We start from the raw sequence: 17,612 nt of genomic DNA, 5'->3' as shown, positions 1-17,612 counted from the left end.
AATAATGGATACAACGATCGAAGTGACTGATACAGGGTTTTTTGGAGCCTGATGTGTCAGTCCTTTTTATTTGTAGAAAATACTTTTGATTGAAAATACGTGCAAACGATGATGATAGAGGTGAAGGTATTGGGTAAGTATACACTGATCGCAACGGCCGCAATGGGGCTGGAGTCGATCGTTGCCAAAGAAGTGAAGGATCTCGGGTATGAATGTCAGGTTGAAAACGGCAAGGTCATCTTCCAAGGGGATGAAACGGCTATCGCCAGGGCCAATATGTGGCTGAGGACGGCGGATCGAGTCAAGATCCTCGTCGGGGAATTCAATGCGTATTCCTTTGATGAATTATTTGAACGGACGAAAGCCCTTCCGTGGGAGTCATTCCTTCCTGTGGATGCGGAGTTCCCTGTTCAGGGAAAATCCGTCAAGTCGAAACTGTACAGTGTGCCAGACTGTCAGGCGATCGTGAAGAAAGCAATCGTGGAAAAGTTGAAAACCGCCTATAAGAAAACATCCTGGCTTGATGAAACAGGACCGCTTTTCAAGATCGAAGTTGCCATCCTTAAAGATAAAGTGAGCTTGACCCTTGATACCAGCGGTCAGGGTCTTCATAAAAGGGGCTATCGTGTAGGTCAAGGGGACGCTCCTTTGAAGGAAACCCTGGCTGCTGCGTTGATCCAGCTGACAACATGGAATCCGGACCGTCCCTTTGTGGATCCTTTCTGTGGCTCAGGGACGATCGCCATTGAAGCAGCCCTCATCGGACAGAATATCGCTCCTGGGTTCAACCGTGAATTCCTTTCCGAAGCCTGGCCGATGATGGACGGTGATGTATGGGGTCGTACGAGGATGGAGGCAGAGGATCAAGCGAATTATGATCAACCCCTCGAAATACTCGGCACCGACATCGATCACCGCATGATTGCCATTGCAAAGGAAAATGCCATAGAGGCAGGGCTCGGTGACTTGGTGAAATTCAAGCAGATGCAGGTAAGGGACTTCACGTCGGAGCTCGAGTATGGCGTCATCGTCGGAAATCCTCCGTATGGTGAGCGTCTCGGCGATCGCAAGGAAGTCGAACTGATGTATCGTGAAATGGGACAAGCCTTCTCCAAGCTTGATACATGGTCGGTCTATATGATGACGAGCCTGGAGCATTTCGAAGAATGCTATGGCAAGAAAGCCACGAAGAAGCGTAAACTGTTCAATGGATTCATCCGGACCGATTACTATCAGTATTGGGGACCAAGACCACCGCGCAAGAAGATAGAAGAATAAAATAGTAGGCGATCCCAAGTATAAATTCGCCCATTCCTGCATAAACTGGTTCTATTAATCAGAGGGGGAATGGGTACGATGATTCAGGATCGCATCGACTATCATAAAATCTATCAGGCCATCCAACGTTCCATGGCTTCACTGCAGGGAGAAGGGGAAGGAAGAAATCCCCTTTCCCTCGACGAGGCCTCCAAGGTACTGGATCAGGCAATTCAATATGAACTGGCCACCAGACGGCTGTACGATTGAACGGGAGAAAGGGCATCCGGTCCCACGGCGGACGGAGGATGCTCTCTTTTTATGTGCTGCTGCTTTTCATCCCGTAGGAAATCTAGTAAAGTAGATATACTGTGTTCATGTAGGAGGATTTTATGAGACAAACGCTGCCGTTCCCCTTATCGAAGGAACAATCATTCTATGAAGCATTATCCGACTGGGTCGGAGATGTGTTTTACGATATTCTGCCTGAAAAAGGCTTTGATCTGCGTGATGAACAGGTGTTCATGGCATTTCAACTCAATCAGGCCTATAAACAGAATCAGGTCATATTTGCAGAAGCGGGGGTCGGAACCGGAAAGACCCTTGTTTACCTGCTCTATGCCTTAAGCTATGCGCGATACACGGGTAAGCCCGCCATCATATCGTGTGCGGATGAGACCCTCATCGAGCAGATCGTCAAAGAGGGTGGCGATGTGGACAAGCTCCAGGAGGCACTCGGCCTCGATATCGATGTACGCCTGGCAAAATCACGCGATCAATACCTTTGTATCAAAAAGCTCGAGGATAATCTGTCTGCTCATGACGAATACGAGCGGATCTGGGGCGACCTCCCGTCGTTCGTCCACGAGAGTGGGTCCATGTCGGGATTTTATCCTTATGGTGACAGAAAGGAATACGCAGAACTCTCGGATGAAGAGTGGGCACCCATCGCATGGGATCCCCTTCAAGACTGCATGGCCTGTCCGAAACGCCACCGCTGCGGTCTGACATTGCACCGGGAGCATTACCGGCAGGCAAAAGATCTGATCATCTGCTCCCATGATTTCTATATGGAGCATATCTGGACGAAGGACTCCCGAAAAAGGGAAGGACAGCTCCCCCTTCTCCCTGAAGCAAGCTCTGTCGTCTTTGATGAAGGACATCTATTGGAATACGCTTCCCAAAAAGCCATGACCTACCGAATGACAAAAGAAACCATCGAACATCTATTGGAGCGGTTATCTGCTTCCGACCTTCGGGAGGAAACACTTTATCTGATCGAAGAAATCCTTGCTGATAACGACCGCTGGTTCGAGCTTCTGGAAGAAGAGTCGAACAAGGTGGCTGGTAGCGATCGGCACTATGTGTCCCGTGCTCCTCATATTCTGGTTCATGCAAAAGGCCTCGCTTCCAGGATTGAAGGTCTCCTGAATGAACTTGTATTTGAATCGGAAATGTATGTGGTAGAGGAATATCTTCTCAAGGTGGTGGAGGAATACCTCGAACAGATCCATTATTCACTGAAGCTTTATGTGGAGGATGATAAGGGGATTTACTGGCTGGAATCGACCGACAAAGAAGAAACCTTCGTCGTCATGCCAAGGCTGGTAGAAGAAATCTTGAAAGAACATGTGTTTTCCCAAAACATCCCTTTCATCTTCTCTTCTGCAACCCTGTCTTACCACGGTGATTTTTCCTATGTATCGTCGTCTCTGGGTATCGCTTCGTATGAATCGTTCTCCGTCGAATCCCCATATGAGTACGACGAAGTGATGAGTGTGAGCCTGCCTCATATTCAACGGTCGGAATCATACGGCTATATTGCCAGCCGATTGATCGACCATGGAGGAAGGTCCCTTGTGTTGTTCAACTCAAAAGAAGAAATGGAAGCCTTCAGGGGACATATGAATGAACAGGACGTACCCTTCGATGTGATCTACGAGGGGGACAGGGAGATCAGTGATACGGTCAAGCGTTTCCAGGAAGATGAATCTTCCGTCCTGTGTTCCTATCATTTATGGGAAGGTCTCGATATTCCGGGTTCATCCCTTTCCCAAGTGGTGATCCATTCCCTGCCGTTCCCTCCGAAGGATCCGGTTTTCGATGCAAAGCGGAAGCATAGTGGCAATGCTGATGCAGAAGTCGATATTCCATACATGCTCCTCCGTCTTCGCCAGGGGATCGGACGGTTGATCAGGACGGAAGGCGACCGTGGAAGCATCCATATCCTCCTGAATGAAAGCGACCAGGCATTCCAAAAAGAAGTACAGGCAATCCTGCCTGTCGGCATTGAATCCATTGAAGCATGAAGAGCCGGCTCCATTCCGTCCTTTCCAAGGGCGGGTGGAGCCGTTTTTTATTCCGATTCGTTGGTATGTAAGCCCCACCGGTGAAAGACCCGCTGATTTCAAGATTGAATCATCTGCCTAGTCTGACTTTTATGGTAAAATAGGAGGGTAAAGGGGGAATGAAACATGAATAAAGAAGAGATTAAAAAAGTGAGTACAGCATTCAAGGAATACTCAAGTAAGATGAGCGCCTATAATGAAGCATTGGGACTCATGTTCTGGGATCTGAGGACGGGTGCACCGAAGAAGGGTGCCTCACAGCGCTCCGAAGTCATCGGTATGCTTTCGTCTGAAGTATTCGAAATGTCCACATCAAGTGAGATGGCAGCCTATCTGGCGAAGCTGACGCCGGTTACCGACGATCTTGATGAGATCACGAGTGCCCTGTTGGAAGAATGTCAAAAGGAGTACGACCGGAATAAGAAGATACCGGCCAAGGAATACCGGGACTATGTTGTCCTTCAATCAAAAGCCGAGGGTATCTGGGAAGAGGCAAAAGAAAAAGGAGACTTCTCCATGTTCCAGCCGTACCTTGAAAAACTTGTGGCCACTACTAAACGGTTCATCGACTATTGGGGGTACGGAGAGAACAAATATGATACCCTGCTTGACTTATACGAACCTGGCGTGACAGTCGGTGTACTGGATGAAGTGTTCAATGAACTCAAAGGCAAAATCGTTCCGCTCGTACATAAAATATCGCATGCAGAAGCGCCGCGGACGGAATTCCTCTTCGAACATTTCCCTAAGGAAAAGCAAAAGGACTTCAGTCTCATGGTCCTCGAACAGATGGGGTACGATTTCAGTGCCGGACGCCTTGATGAAACGGTCCATCCATTTGCCATCGGCTTGAATCCCGGGGACGTAAGGGTCACCACGAAGTATGATGAAAAGGACTGGCGGACGGCCGTATTCGGTACGATCCATGAAGGGGGACATGCCCTCTACGAGCAAAATATATCAGGAAAGCTCATCGGGACGCCTCTTTGTACAGGAACCTCCATGGGAATCCACGAATCTCAGTCACTTTTCTATGAAAATTTCGTGGGCAGGAATCTTTCCTTCTGGAGAAAGAATTATGCCCTATTGAAAGACTTCAGCACGGGGCAATTCGATGAGGTTGGCCTCGAAGAATTTTACCGTGCCATCAATGAATCCAAACCTTCCCTGATCCGGATCGAAGCAGATGAGTTGACGTATGCACTGCATATCATCATCCGCTATGAAATCGAGAAAGGCCTATTCAACGATGAGATCGAGGTAAAAGATCTCCCTCGCATCTGGAATGAAAAATATGAAGAGTATCTCGGCATCCGTCCGTCTAACGATGGCGAAGGGGTCCTGCAGGATGTACACTGGGCCGGCGGGAGTTTCGGGTATTTCCCTTCTTACGCACTCGGATATATGTACGCTGCCCAATTCAGGGAAGCCATGAGAGAAGATATTCCGAACTTTGATCAGCTTCTGGAAGAGGGGAATCTCGTACCCGTGAAGGAATGGTTGACGGAGAGGGTCCATCAATGGGGCAAACTGAAAAAACCTTTGGAAATTCTTGAAGACGTCACCGGTGAGGGATTGAATGCCAAATACCTCGCGGACTACCTTACAGAGAAGTATGCCGGCGTCTATTCTCTCTGACCCGGAGGATATGGGTAGGAAAAAAATCCGAACGATGATCCGACTTTCCCTGGAGAAAGTCGAATCCGTTCGGATTTTTTTATTCAAACCATCTTTATTCCGAAACACACGTGAACAAATCTCCATGCCTGTTTCCTGTCACCAAAGGCGATATCCCTTCGACGCGGGGGGTGCCTGTTGGATCATATCAATGAAAGGGACACTGTAAGCAATCAGGATCAGGGCGGTGAGGATGGTCAGCCAGATGCGCCAGTCCTCAAGGGCTTTCGGGGTCTTGGCAGATCCGGAATTAGCGACAGGGAATGTTTCGGTGCCTTTTGGTGAAAAGAAGGCCAGGTTCACCACGATATAGAGAACAAGGATGATGCCGATGAAAAGAATCGTACCTCCTATTGCCTGAGCTGCCTGATAAGGGATCCAGGCAAGTGCCTGCGGGGCATCCCCATAAGTGGAGAACGCTGATCGTCTCGGTGCTCCGAGCAATCCGGCTGCATGCATGGACAAGGACATGATGCCCATCCCCACCGTCCAAACGATTGCCTGTATGATGGCAAGCCTGTTCATCTCTTTTGTGAGGACACGTCCCGTCAGATGGGGGATGAGCCAATAGGAGATTCCAAAGAACGTAAGGACAACGGTCGTCGCAAGGGTGAGGTGGAAATGCCCCGTTACCCAGATGGTGTTATGAACCACCTGATTCATCTGGTTGGAAGCGTTGATCAATCCACCTGCGCCAGCAGGTATGAAAGCGAGCATTCCAATGAAAGGGACCGTAAAGCGAGCATCCTTCCAAGGAAGTTTTCGCAGCCAGCCGAATAAACCCTTTGACCCGAGCTCCCTTCCCCTGATTTCAAACGTGGCAAAGAGCGAAAAGGCGGTCATGAGGGAGGGGATGACCACCATGAAGGTGAGCACAACCTGGAGGTACTTCCAAAAGGCATCGATCCCGGGCTCCACGAGCTGGTGGTGGAATCCGACGGGAATCGAGAACAACAGGAATAAAAGAAAAGATAGTCTGGCAAGTGAGTCTGAAAATACCCTGCCGCCGATGACTTTCGGAATGACGGCATACCAGGCCATATAGGCGGGAAGCAGCCAAAAATAGACAAGGGGGTGACCGAAATACCAGAACAGCGTCCTGCTCGTCAACACATCGACCCGCTCCACGATGCCGAGGGACCATGGAAGAAGTTGAAAGAGAATTGTCCCTGCGACCCCGAGCGTGGCAATGATCCAAAGTACGATGGTGATGATCGCCATGAAGGTCAATAATGGGCTCGTCTGACCAGGGTGTTCTTTTCTCCAATGACGATAGGCTGAAATCATGGCGGCGCCGGAGAACCAGCTCCCCACGACCAAGAAGGTGAGGCCGAGGTAAAATAGCCAATGAGCCATGAGGGGGGCGTAAAAGGTATAGAGCACGGTTGCCTCATTCAACAAGATCATGGTTGCACTCATGAGGGTGCCTATGAGCATGATCCAGAATCCCAGCCACCCCAATACAATTGAACGGTTGGAGTAGGGTCCCGCAGTCCGGATGATGGAGGCATGAAGGAAGCCGATGATGAAAAAAGTGGTGAGAATCAATCCTAATAGCACCCCGTGGACGGTCAGGATCTGATAGTATCCAATCCCAGCAGGCAGGGTCAAGCCGCCGGAGCGGATCAGAACCTGCAGGAGACCAGCAAGTCCTCCCAGTGCCAGGGCGGAATAAGCGACATACAGATGGGCGAGAGAGAGGCTTCTACCCCGCGTGTCAGACATCTTTTTCATATTACTCTACCACCTTCAGCATGGATTTCATCGTATGATGTCCCGCCCCGCAGTATTCATTGCACACGATCAGGAATTCACCTGTTCGATCGAGCGTGGTCACATATTCACTGACATAACCGGGTTCAAGCATCATATTGATGTTGGTACCCGCTACTTCAAAGCCGTGGATCACATCTTTGGTCGTAGCCATGATCTTCACCTTTGAGCCCTTTGGTACGGTGAATTCCCCAGGCTCATAATGAAAAGCAGAGGCGACGATCACCAATTCGTAATCCCAGTCTTTTCCGGTTACCTCCTTCAGACCCGGTTGGTCGAACGGGGCTGTTGCATCCACCCGTTCAGGATTGATAAATGCCTTGGCACTCGGTGGCTTATGGCCCTGATGAAAGGCGCTGACCCCCAGTATGAATAAGAAAAGGACAAGGGCACCCGTCCCAAGCGTCAACCACCATTTTTCATAACGATGCATATGCATGACTCATCACTCCTTGCGTTAAAATCGCGACATGAATAAGAGAAATACCCCTAGCCAGCTCAAGGCCAAAAAGAGTCCCATAGCCAATACAGACACGAAGGTCCCCTGTAAAGAGCTGTCTTTCTTTTGAGGATCTTTCACCTTCCTCACTCCCATCCTGATTGTTCCTTCCTCCTCATCTTAGCTGAACTGCCGGGAGACTTCTGTGATATAAGTCACACTACTTTTGAACAGAATGTGAAGGTCTCGAAGATTTCATTGCCTTGAGAAGGAAATGTCGGCATATAGTGTTAAAAAGGAATGGGGGAATGAATATGAAACGTTTTTATTGCAGCCACTGCTGTTTTCTTTATGACAGGAAACAGTCATGCAGATTCTGCCTGGCCCCGGCAGATATAGAGATTGATATCATCCTTCACCATCAGCCCAAAAAGACATGAGTGCATGCATGGTTCCATCGTGAACAGGGGATTCTATCCATATCTGTAAAACAAGGAGATGGATTGAGCGTGCCTGTCATTTATTCAGTTGAAACGGCGATCCCCCCTCATCGCATCGATCAGGAGGATGCCTCCGTTTTCGCCAAACAGCTTTTTCAGGAAAGTTTCAAAGATATTGATCGACTACTGACCGTTTTCCAAAACGGGGAGATCAACAGTAGGTATTTTGTAAAGGATTTGGAGTGGTTCGGCTCTGCACACTCCTTCGAAGAAAAAAATGAAGAATACATCAAGTTTGCTGTACAATTGGGCAAAGATGCTGTAAGAAAAGCGCTTGAAACGATAGGAGGGGGGCCAGTGGAGGCGATCTTCACCATCTCCACCTCTGGAATCGCAACCCCTTCCATCGAAGCGAGGATCATGAATGAACTGGGTCTTGATCCACATATCAAACGGATTCCGATCTGGGGTCTTGGCTGCGCCGGCGGAGCGAGCGGCCTGGCAAGGGCCCATGAGTATTGCCGTGCCTTTCCATCCTCGACGGTGCTCGTCCTAGCCGTAGAACTTTGCTCCCTCACCTTCCAGCACGGGGACCGTTCCAAAAGCAATTTGATCGGAACCTCTTTATTTGCCGACGGTATCGGATGCGCCGTTTTGTGCGGAGATGACAGCCCCCTTCTGCAAAAACGAGATAAGCCGCTCCCTCGGGTCATCTCGACTCGATCGACCCTCCTGCGGGACTCTCTGGACGTCATGGGGTGGGAAGTCCGGAATGAAGGACTGTATGTCGTATTTTCGAAGTCCATCCCAAATCTCGTAGAAACATGGCTGAGACCGAATGTGGAAGAGTTCCTCCGGAAAGAAGGAGTGGGCCTTGCCGATATCCGGCAATTCGTGGCCCATCCCGGGGGGAAGAAAGTACTAGATGCGTATGAAAAATCACTCGGATTCCCCAAAACCATGATGGCCCCGTCCCTTGCTGTCCTGCAGGAATACGGAAATATGTCGTCCGCTACGATCCTGTATGTGATGAAGGAAATGCTGCATGCAGGTAAAGAAGGGGAGCATGGCCTTGCCATGGCACTTGGACCGGGATTCAGCTCCGAATTATTGTTGCTCAGGTGGGAGGGATGAATATATTTGGCGTCATATTCATGATTCTGATCCTCCAGAGGCTCGGGGAACTCTTCATCGCCCGTTCCAATGAAAAATGGATGAAGGAGCGGGGAGGTGTAGAATACGGACAAAATCACTACAAATGGATGGTGGCCATGCATGCAGCCTTCTTTCTTGTCATTCTCATGGAAGCATGGAGCATGGGGTTCGAGTTGAACCCATTTTGGATTCCTTTGTTCGCCCTATTCCTTGTTGTGCAGTGCGGGAGGGTGTGGGCCATCGTATCCCTTGGTCGCTACTGGAATACGAAGATCATCGTTTGCAGGGGGGCCAATGTTGTAGCAAAAGGTCCATACCGTTTTTTTAAACATCCCAATTACCTGATCGTCACCCTGGAACTCATCCTCGTTCCGCTGCTTTTCAATGCCTATCTCACAATGGTCTTGTTCACCCTCCTCAATCAATGGATGCTTTCTGTCAGGATTCCCGAAGAAGAACGGGCTTTATGGAATGAAACCGACTACCGCGACAAGCATGGAAGGACAAGGGGATACCCCGTTTTCAGAAAAAATAGCGATTCCTATTGAAAATGATTATCGTTTTTGATAAGATCTAATTGAAGATGATTCTCATTAAGGAGTGGACGTATATGGTTTGGTTTCTTGTACTACTGACGGTGCTGGTTTACGGATTTGTGATGAAATATGTATTTTCCAACGTGATGAAAGCTGAAAAACCTCGTAAAACGGCATTGAAGTTCGAGAAGCGAACCGCCTCAAGGTCCAATCTCATTCCGAACGAAACGACCAGATAACTTCCAAAACCATCCTGCCGGGGTGGTTTTTTTGTGTAGAAAAAGAGCGGGCTCGGAGAAATGAAGGTTGGGTAAACCAAACACTTCAAGGGAGAATATCATAGAGAATATAACGGAAATGCGCTAAAATAGAAGCGTTACCATAACTCGGGTTGAAAAGAGGATTGTCCAATGAATACAACGAAACGAACCATACATACATCCATGCAAACAATCGCTTCCCTCAGTGACCGATTCCGTTTGGCGGGCGACGAGGAACGGGTTGAGAAAGCTGAACGCTTGGCTGAAAAAATGTATGAGGAGGAGCTCATCCTTGCATTCTGCGGACATTTTTCCGCAGGGAAGTCCAGTATGATCAATCACCTTATTGGCGACAGTGTCCTTCCCGCATCCCCCATACCCACCAGTGCCAACCTGGTAAAGGTGAAGAAAACGGATTCTGACTATGCCATGATCTACTATCAGCATCAGCATCCTGTCTACATTCCTTCCCCGTATGATGAGGACAAAGTGAGGGAATGGTGCAAGGATCGTGATGTATATTCGGTTGAAATCGGCAGGTCGGATATGGATAAACATGTATCCATCCTTGATACTCCCGGTGTAGATAGCACGGATGATGCTCACCGTCTGTCAACGGAATCTGCCCTGCATCTGGCGGATGCTGTATTTTACGTGATGGATTACAACCATGTCCAATCACAGGTGAACTTTGAATTCACCAGGGAACTGAGCCTGCACGGAGTAAAGCAGTATCTTGTGATCAATCAGATCGACAAACATAATGAAAGGGAAATCTCTTTCGGGGATTTCAAGACGGCTGTGAAGGATGCGTTCCAATCGTGGGGAGTGGAGCCGGAAGGCATTTTCTATACGAGCCTCAGGAAACCGGATATGGAGGGGAATGACCTGCCTGAACTGGAGGCGCTCGTTGAACGACAGGTGACGGATAGACAATCCCTTATCGAGGAATCCCTTCAAGCTTCCCTCTCCCAATTGATCCAGGAGCATGATGAATGGTATAAAACCAAACTTGACCATCTAAAGGAAGAAAGTGGACTTGAAGATAAAGAATGGGAAGATATGGACAGGGCGTTCACCCTGGAAAAAGAACTGCTAGACCGATTATTGGCCAGGACCGGAATAAGGAATACATTCGAAGAGGAGCGGGCCGATATCCTTAAGAATGCGTATCTCATGCCCTTTGAAACAAGGGAATTGGCGGAACGGTTTCTTGAAAGTCGTCAAAAAGGCTTCAAAGTAGGCTTCCTCTTCACGGGTCAGAAAACCGAAGAAGAGAAGGAATTGAGGCTGGAAGCCTTCCTCTCCGATCTCAATGGCAGAATTGATTCGCAGCTTCAGTGGCATATCAGGACCCTTGGGAAAAAAATAGTGAAGAGTGCCGGTCTTTCCGGACAATTCATTGAGAGATGGGACGAATTGTCTCTTGAAGTCGATTCAGCTTTCATCACCGACGTTATCCGTGAGGGGGCAGGATTGAATGGGGATTATGTTCTTCAATACTGCAATGAACTGGCAGAAGAGATCAAGAAGAGGTGCCGGTTGGAAACCAACGACCTCATGACAGAAATGACAGAAGAGGTAAATACGGCATTTGCAGATGAAAATGAGCGTATGGAAGAAGAACTTCGGACTGTGCAGGAAAAAACGGCTGTGTTCCTGAAATGGAACCAGATCGAAGAAGAGCGATTGGAGCAAGCCACCCGTATCCGTGAAGGAACCAGAGACTCGACCGTTTTGGAGGGGATCGTGTCATCCTGGCTGAAGAAGTGGGACATCAGACATACCCATTACCGCAGTCAGGAAGATCTTGAAAAATCTTCGGCCACAACCAGGGAGGAGATTCACGCGGAGGCCCCCGAGATTGCCAAAGAATCGCCTGACCGTATAACCAGGGAAGAAGCCGCCAGAAAGCTGACTGTCCTTGAAGAAGTTTTCACCAACTATGAAGGATTCCGGAGAACCGCGGGTTATCTTAGGGGGAAAAGGGAGCGCATCTCCAATCAATCCTTTACAATCGCCTTGTTCGGGGCATTCAGCGCAGGCAAATCTTCCTTTGCAAATGCCCTCCTCGGACGATCGGTTTTGCCTGTAAGTCCGAATCCCACCACGGCTTCCATCAACAGAATCTGTCCTGTATCGGATCATCACGTGCATGAGACCGCCGATATTCATTTTAAATCACCCCAGCAGATGCTTGGTGACCTGAATCACTCCCTATCCCATTTTGGTGAAAAGGCGGATTCCTTGGAGTCGGTTTACTCGTTGATTCCATCGATCCTTCAGTCGAAGGATCGGGAAAATGTCCATCGGTCCTTCTTGTCGGCCTTCCACTCAGGTTATGAAAAGCTTGCAGCGGATCTAGGCTCAGTCAAACAAGTACCGATCGACGAGTACCGCACATACGTAGCCAATGAATCACGATCATGTTTCGTGGAGAGCATTGATCTTTTTTACGATTGTCCCCTTACACGTCAGGGGATCACCCTTGTGGATACGCCGGGTGCCGATTCCATCAATGCACGCCATACAGGAGTGGCATTCGAGTACATCAAGAATGCGGATGCCGTCCTTTTCGTTACGTATTACAATCACGCTTTTGCCAAAGCCGATAGGGAATTCCTCATACAGCTTGGAAGGGTGAAGGATTCCTTCGAGCTTGATAAAATGTTCTTCATCGTGAATGCCATCGACCTCGCAGCAAACAAAGGAGAAAAAGATGAGGTCCTCGGCTACGTGGAGTCCCAGTTGCTGCAGTACGGCATCCGTTTCCCTCGCATTTACGGTGTCTCCTCCCTTCAGGCCATGGAGGAAGAAGCAGACTCGGGAATAATTCCGTTCAGGGAGGCATTCCACTCCTTCATAGAAGAGGAACTCGTACAGATGAGCATCGATGCCGCCATCCACGAATGGGAAAGGGGCTACAACCGATTCCGTCAGTGGGTAGAATTCGCCTCAACGGATCAGGCATCCAAGGAAAGTCGCAGGGAGCAACTTATGGAAACGAAAGAGGGCGTCCTACGCATGTTGAATGCGGAAACACCAGCCCCCCTTCTCACCGAAATGCGTCAAGAACTTTCTGAGCTCCTACACTATGTGAAGCAAAGGGTGTTCTACAGGCTCCCCGATTTCTTCAAGGAAGCCTTCCATCCAGGCAAATTCCCTTCAAGTGGGAACCCCGGGGAAGCCATCTCTGCCGGAGCAGAAGAGTTGAAGCAGAGCATATCCTATGATTTTACACAGGAAATGAGGGCGACCTCCCTACGGATCGAGCAATTCATCGACCGGGCATTGAAAGGCAAGATGGAGGAGTTGGAAAGGCGGATCAAAGCAATGGAATCAGAGCTTTACCTAGCTCAGCCCGATTTTGACGACCGCCCGACTATCGAATTCACCGAAGGGCTTCAGGAAGCAGATGTGAAGAGTGCGTTCCACTCATTTAAAAATGCCAAGTACTTCTTTGAAGGTGGAGGGAAGAAAGAAATACAGGAAAGGGTGGAAAAATCCCTTTCGTCTCCTGCAGATGCCTATCTTTCAACAGAAGAAACACGCCTATCAACGTGGGCTGAGTCCCTGCTGGAAAGGGACCATGAAAAGCTGATGGTCGATTCAAAGGAACAGTTATCAGAGCAGCTCGACGCGCTCATCAACGTGACGACCCAAGTGATGGACCTTGAAAGTCTGGCATCGGATCTTGCACGTCTGGAGGATGTGAAGAATGCCAAAGCCTAATCCTTTCCACGTCTGTGCCACCTGCATCCATTTCCGTGCTTACAAAGAGGGCGGGGGAACGCGCTACATGTGCGCACGACTAGGCTTCGATACCCAGCCATCCTACCGGTTCGATTGCTGGGTACCTAAAGATCAGGTTGTGAAATTAATGGAAAAGAGAGGGTGGAAATCATGAATTTCATCAAAAGCTGTGAGTGGGTCTACGAACGCTTAGGGGATCCGTCATTCTCTGTGATCGATTGTCAAGCAGTACTATCCACCGGTGAAGGGTCAAGTCTATATACTGAAGAACATATACCGGGAGCCGTCCACTTCGACATTGGCCGGGATCTTAGCGGTCCAGTCCAAAAACACGGTGGACGTCACCCTCTGCCCGATTTAGCTGTTTTCGTGGATAAAGTCGGAAAAGCCGGCATCCATCAAGATTCGACCATCGTCCTCTATGATGGAGGAGACGCAGCCCCTGCCGCAAGGGGTTGGTGGCTGTTCCGCTTTATCGGTCATGAAAGGGTCTATGTAATGGATGGTGGTCTGAAGGAATGGAAGAAAAACGGCTTCCCCGTCACAAAAGAAGTTCCTTCTCCTAAGGAAAGTCATTATCAACCTACTATAAAAGAGGACATGTTGGCAGGGGTAGAGGAAGTAAGGTCCATTGCACGTGGAGAGAGTGATGTGGCCCTCATCGATTCAAGGAGCAGTGCGAGATATCGAGGAGAGGAAGAACCACTCGACCGTGTAGCGGGTCATATCCCCGGTGCCGTCAATTTTCCATGGCTGGATGCACTACAAGATGGAAGATACCTTGATCCGGAAATCCAGGAACATCGGTACGCCGATTTGGACAAAAAACAGCGGGTCATCGTTTATTGCGGTTCAGGAATTACGGCCACCCCGAATATCATTTCCATGCTCGAATCAGGGTTTGAGGATGTCAGACTGTACGCCGGAAGCTACAGCGACTGGGTTTCCTACCCTGAACACAAAGTGGCGAATCCGGGTATTTCCAACCAGTAAGCCGTATATCTATGGTATACTGTAATCATCGAATTTGATGAAAAGTGGTGTTCAGTTTGGAATCAAGACAAGAGCATATATTACTTGTGGACGGAATGGCGCTTTTATTCCGTTCCTTTTTTGCAACGGCCGTCAGCGGTCAGTTCATGGTGAATTCACAAGGACTGCCGACAAACGGAGTCCAGGGATTCATGAAGCATCTCTTCATGGCAGCAGAGCACGCGGATCCAACGCATATCATCATCTGTTGGGACATGGGGAGCAAGACGTTCAGGAATGAAGTGTATCAAGACTATAAATCGAATCGGAATGCCCCTCCGGTGGAGCTCATTCCCCAGTTTGATCTAGCCAAAGAGGTTGCAGGTCGATTCAATTTGTCAAATGTAGGTGTTTCAGGTTATGAAGCAGATGACTGCATCGGGACCCTTGCAAAGGAGTACAAGGGTGAGCGGAAAGTTTCGGTTGTCAGCGGTGATCAGGACCTCCTGCAACTACTCGATGAGGGCATTGAAATCATGCTTCTACAAAAAGGGTTCGGCAACTATAAAACGTATACGAAGAACGGGTTTGTAGAAGAAAAAGGCATCACACCCGAACAATTCATCGATGTAAAGGCCCTCATGGGTGACACGAGTGACGGGTATCCTGGAGTCAAGGGAATCGGGGAAAAGACAGCCATGAAACTCATTCAGGAGCATGGGGATATCGAGGGCATTCTTCAAAACCTGTCTTCCTTGACGCCTTCCCAAAAGAAAAAAATCGAAGCCGACCTTGATATGCTCCATCTCTCAAGGAAGCTGGCTGAAATTCACTGTCAGGTTCCCCTGGATGTGAAGCTTTCAGAGTGTGTGTGGAACCAAGTATCCTCGGAACATCTTGATGTAGTGGAGGAAATGGAGCTGAAGGTGCTCAGACGGTATCTCCTCGGTTCCAATGTCATGCTCCCTGTCTCCGGATGAAAGGAAACCCTCCTTCAGGGCACACTATCCTAATAGGAGGGGATGGGCATGAATAAGGGAATACTCACAGCATTAGTTAGCATCATCATGGCACAGGGACTCAAAATTCCGCTGCATTACGTGAAATCAGGCAAATGGAAGGGCGGGTTGTTCTTCCAGACCGGCGGGATGCCGAGCTCCCATAGTGCCGGGGTCGCATCTCTTGCCACTTTCATTGCCCTGAAGAGAGGTTTCAGGACGATGGATTTTGCCCTGGCATTCATTTTTGGCATCATCGTCATGTATGATGCCCAAGGAATCAGGAGACAGACGGGTGAACTCACTTTAAAGGTGAACAGCTTGAATGACCTGGTCCAGAAAGCAAATGAACAAGAAGGGGTCCCATTTGAAGAAAAGCAGCCGAGACGCCTGAAGGAGATGCTCGGACATCGTCCGGAAGAAGTGGTAGGCGGTGCGGTCCTTGGAGTGATCACAGGGCTGATCTCCCATAGGACCTGGGGAAATCGTAAAAGCAGATAACGCTTCAGTAGGGTGAGGGGAAACGTGAAAAAAACAACAGAGGAATTTTTGATTGATCTGGAAAGCAGGGGATTTAAATTTCAAGAAGATGCCATCGGTTTCATATACTTCGGTAAACAATATACCGGTGCACCTGATGAAGTTGTCAACAGCGCCATCGAAATCACCCTGAAGGCCCAGAAGGCATTTGACAGCAGCTTTTATATGTCCATACTTGAAAGGCTCCATACGCAGAGGATTTCTTCCAGAAAGGAAGCGCTGAAGTGGATGGATGCCCAGGGACTTGCATAAGAAAAAGGAAGGCCGAGTGGCTTCCTTTTTCTTTTAGTTCAAATGGATGGCTTTTCGTGCGAGCTCATCGGCTGCCTTATTTTCTTTGCTTGGAATCCATTTGCAGAAGAAGAGATCCAGCTTATCGATTTCTTCAAGGATGGCTGCAAGGATCGGTTTGTATTCTGAATGACGGACAAAGCGTTTTTCAATCGCCTGGATCACGGCTTGTGAATCACTGCGAAGCCATACGATGTCCGGCTTTTCACCCGTACAATACTCGAGCGCTTTCAGGCAGGCGGTGAACTCGGCCGAGTGGTTATCCATCGTGCCGAGGGGTAAAGAAAAAGTGGTGATCTTCCCATTTTCTTTAATGAAGATACCGGCACCGCTCGGCCCGGGGTTGCCTGCGCTCGCACCATCGATGTTTACCTCGATCATATGCATTCACCTCCTCCCTACCTTATATCAGGGCCGGGACGGAGTCAATCACCTAACCAAGGAGTGTTGAAACGTGGATATGCGCATTCGATTTACGTATAAGACGAAAACAAAATCATCGATAGAGTTCGAATCCAGTCCTTTCCCGAGGAAGGAAACCCTCATCCATGTGGATGATCTCATGAAGACGGGAAGGGTGCTTGACCTTGAAATCATCGACGAGATGGGATCATCCTGGACGAGGAAAGAATTTATCAAGCTCAACGAAGAATTGGAAAAGGAGCCGGAAAACATCCGGCTTTACTTTGACGGGGGCTTCGATAAGGAATCTTCCATGACGGGAATCGGCATCGTCATTTATTACGAAAAGGGCGGTGAGGGTTTCCGTATCCGGAGGAATGATCTGCTGGATTCGCTTGAAAACAATAATGAAGCGGAATATGCAGCCCTTCATTATGCCCTTTCGATCCTTCAGGAATTGGGCGTCAAAAACCAGCCTTGCGCTATTTACGGGGACTCCCAAGTCGTGCTGAATCAGCTTGGTGGAGAGTGGCCCTGCTATGAAGCCGGTCTTGCAAAATGGTTGGAGAGGACCGATAACCTCATCAAAAAAATCAGGATCAAAACCACCCTGCACTTGATCGGCCGGAAAGATAATAAAGAAGCCGATAAGCTCGCCAACCAGGCTCTTGAAGGAACAAGGGTGGAAAGCCACAAAAGTCTGGAATAAAGAAGCACCGATCATTATATCCTATAAAAGATCATGAACATGGAACCCGGAGGTGAAACCGG

General features: G+C 48.9%; 17 protein-coding genes. 14 read left to right on the top strand and 3 right to left on the bottom strand.

Annotated elements, in window-relative coordinates:
* Positions 1-129: 129 nt before the first annotated feature.
* The 4 genes from K6T23_RS13150 (at position 130) to K6T23_RS13135 (ending at position 5,243) form a co-directional block, all read left to right on the top strand.
* Positions 130-1,278 (top strand): THUMP domain-containing class I SAM-dependent RNA methyltransferase, encoded by a 1,149-nt coding sequence (locus tag K6T23_RS13150; RefSeq protein ID WP_238284435.1) that lies wholly within the window; start codon positions 130-132, stop codon positions 1,276-1,278.
* Positions 1,279-1,347: 69 nt separating this feature from the next.
* On the top strand, positions 1,348-1,527 hold the full coding sequence (locus tag K6T23_RS13145) for a hypothetical protein (RefSeq protein WP_148984510.1): 180 nt from the start codon (positions 1,348-1,350) through the stop codon (positions 1,525-1,527).
* Positions 1,528-1,649: 122 nt separating this feature from the next.
* On the top strand, positions 1,650-3,566 hold the full coding sequence (locus tag K6T23_RS13140) for an ATP-dependent DNA helicase (protein ID WP_238281333.1): 1,917 nt from the start codon (positions 1,650-1,652) through the stop codon (positions 3,564-3,566).
* Positions 3,567-3,731: 165 nt separating this feature from the next.
* Entirely contained in the window at positions 3,732-5,243 is a 1,512-nt protein-coding gene (locus tag K6T23_RS13135) for a carboxypeptidase M32 (RefSeq protein WP_238281331.1), read from the top strand.
* Positions 5,244-5,381: 138 nt separating this feature from the next.
* Here K6T23_RS13135 and K6T23_RS13130 read toward each other — a convergent pair whose 3' ends face one another.
* On the bottom strand, positions 5,382-7,016 hold the full coding sequence (locus tag K6T23_RS13130) for a b(o/a)3-type cytochrome-c oxidase subunit 1 (RefSeq protein ID WP_238281329.1): 1,635 nt from the start codon (positions 7,014-7,016) through the stop codon (positions 5,382-5,384).
* 1 nt (position 7,017) lies between these two features.
* Positions 7,018-7,494, bottom strand: a complete 477-nt coding sequence (locus K6T23_RS13125; protein WP_079516271.1) for a cupredoxin domain-containing protein — start codon at positions 7,492-7,494, stop codon at positions 7,018-7,020.
* A gap of 509 nt (positions 7,495-8,003) precedes the next feature.
* On the opposite strand from K6T23_RS13125, the gene K6T23_RS13115 reads away from it, so the two are divergent.
* The 9 genes from K6T23_RS13115 to K6T23_RS13075 all read left to right on the top strand — a co-directional run bounded on the left by K6T23_RS13115 (position 8,004) and on the right by K6T23_RS13075 (position 16,400).
* Complete coding sequence (locus K6T23_RS13115) at positions 8,004-9,068, top strand: type III polyketide synthase (protein WP_238284434.1); 1,065 nt, start codon at positions 8,004-8,006, stop codon at positions 9,066-9,068.
* Positions 9,069-9,088: 20 nt separating this feature from the next.
* Entirely contained in the window at positions 9,089-9,637 is a 549-nt protein-coding gene (locus tag K6T23_RS13110) for an isoprenylcysteine carboxyl methyltransferase family protein (protein WP_238281327.1), read from the top strand.
* A 35-nt stretch (positions 9,638-9,672) separates the two neighbouring features.
* The gene (locus tag K6T23_RS13105; RefSeq protein WP_238281324.1) at positions 9,673-9,864 is read left to right on the top strand and encodes a hypothetical protein; all 192 of its coding nucleotides are present in this window, start codon (positions 9,673-9,675) and stop codon (positions 9,862-9,864) included.
* A 171-nt stretch (positions 9,865-10,035) separates the two neighbouring features.
* On the top strand, positions 10,036-13,617 hold the full coding sequence (locus K6T23_RS13100; protein ID WP_238281322.1) for a dynamin family protein: 3,582 nt from the start codon (positions 10,036-10,038) through the stop codon (positions 13,615-13,617).
* Positions 13,604-13,792 (top strand): hypothetical protein, encoded by a 189-nt coding sequence (locus K6T23_RS13095; RefSeq protein ID WP_056535853.1) that lies wholly within the window; start codon positions 13,604-13,606, stop codon positions 13,790-13,792. The genes K6T23_RS13100 and K6T23_RS13095 overlap by 14 nt, the downstream gene beginning before the upstream one ends.
* A complete protein-coding gene (locus K6T23_RS13090) occupies positions 13,789-14,631 on the top strand; it encodes a sulfurtransferase (RefSeq protein ID WP_238281320.1) in 843 nt (280 codons plus the stop codon). Before K6T23_RS13095 ends, K6T23_RS13090 begins: the two co-directional genes overlap by 4 nt.
* Before the next feature lie 56 nt (positions 14,632-14,687).
* Positions 14,688-15,590, top strand: coding sequence for a 5'-3' exonuclease (locus K6T23_RS13085; RefSeq protein WP_079516266.1), 903 nt, complete (start codon positions 14,688-14,690; stop codon positions 15,588-15,590).
* A gap of 48 nt (positions 15,591-15,638) precedes the next feature.
* Positions 15,639-16,109 carry a divergent PAP2 family protein gene (locus tag K6T23_RS13080; RefSeq protein ID WP_238281319.1) on the top strand — a complete coding sequence of 157 codons (471 nt, stop codon included), beginning with the start codon at positions 15,639-15,641 and terminating at the stop codon, positions 16,107-16,109.
* Between the two features lie 24 nt (positions 16,110-16,133).
* Complete coding sequence (locus K6T23_RS13075; protein WP_079516265.1) at positions 16,134-16,400, top strand: DUF6123 family protein; 267 nt, start codon at positions 16,134-16,136, stop codon at positions 16,398-16,400.
* Positions 16,401-16,433: 33 nt separating this feature from the next.
* Here K6T23_RS13075 and K6T23_RS13070 read toward each other — a convergent pair whose 3' ends face one another.
* Complete coding sequence (locus tag K6T23_RS13070; protein WP_079516264.1) at positions 16,434-16,820, bottom strand: reverse transcriptase-like protein; 387 nt, start codon at positions 16,818-16,820, stop codon at positions 16,434-16,436.
* Positions 16,821-16,899: 79 nt separating this feature from the next.
* Here K6T23_RS13070 and K6T23_RS13065 point away from each other — a divergent pair, with 79 nt between their 5' ends.
* The gene (locus K6T23_RS13065) at positions 16,900-17,550 is read left to right on the top strand and encodes a reverse transcriptase-like protein (RefSeq protein WP_238284433.1); all 651 of its coding nucleotides are present in this window, start codon (positions 16,900-16,902) and stop codon (positions 17,548-17,550) included.
* Positions 17,551-17,612 lie beyond the last annotated feature (62 nt).

This window comes from Rossellomorea marisflavi (assembly GCF_022170785.1).
Lineage (GTDB): Bacteria > Bacillota > Bacilli > Bacillales > Bacillaceae_B > Rossellomorea > Rossellomorea marisflavi_B.
Note: the sequence above shows the minus strand (reverse complement) of the source record. Positions and strands in the feature narration are given on the sequence as shown.

Bases quoted from the DNA above. Each gene is read 5' to 3' on its own strand.
- K6T23_RS13140 (WP_238281333.1), top strand. From the start codon at position 1,650: ATGAGACAAACGCTGCCGTTCCCCTTATCGAAGGAACAATCATTCTAT.
- K6T23_RS13100 (WP_238281322.1), top strand. From the start codon at position 10,036: ATGAATACAACGAAACGAACCATACATACATCCATGCAAACAATCGCT.
- K6T23_RS13110 (WP_238281327.1), top strand. From the start codon at position 9,089: ATGATTCTGATCCTCCAGAGGCTCGGGGAACTCTTCATCGCCCGTTCC.
- K6T23_RS13125 (WP_079516271.1), bottom strand. From the start codon at position 7,494: ATGCATATGCATCGTTATGAAAAATGGTGGTTGACGCTTGGGACGGGT.
- K6T23_RS13065 (WP_238284433.1), top strand. From the start codon at position 16,900: ATGCGCATTCGATTTACGTATAAGACGAAAACAAAATCATCGATAGAG.
- K6T23_RS13090 (WP_238281320.1), top strand. From the start codon at position 13,789: ATGAATTTCATCAAAAGCTGTGAGTGGGTCTACGAACGCTTAGGGGAT.
- K6T23_RS13080 (WP_238281319.1), top strand. From the start codon at position 15,639: ATGAATAAGGGAATACTCACAGCATTAGTTAGCATCATCATGGCACAG.
- K6T23_RS13095 (WP_056535853.1), top strand. From the start codon at position 13,604: ATGCCAAAGCCTAATCCTTTCCACGTCTGTGCCACCTGCATCCATTTC.
- K6T23_RS13105 (WP_238281324.1), top strand. From the start codon at position 9,673: ATGATTCTCATTAAGGAGTGGACGTATATGGTTTGGTTTCTTGTACTA.
- K6T23_RS13070 (WP_079516264.1), bottom strand. From the start codon at position 16,820: ATGATCGAGGTAAACATCGATGGTGCGAGCGCAGGCAACCCCGGGCCG.
- K6T23_RS13130 (WP_238281329.1), bottom strand. From the start codon at position 7,016: ATGAAAAAGATGTCTGACACGCGGGGTAGAAGCCTCTCTCTCGCCCAT.
- K6T23_RS13135 (WP_238281331.1), top strand. From the start codon at position 3,732: ATGAATAAAGAAGAGATTAAAAAAGTGAGTACAGCATTCAAGGAATAC.
- K6T23_RS13145 (WP_148984510.1), top strand. From the start codon at position 1,348: ATGGGTACGATGATTCAGGATCGCATCGACTATCATAAAATCTATCAG.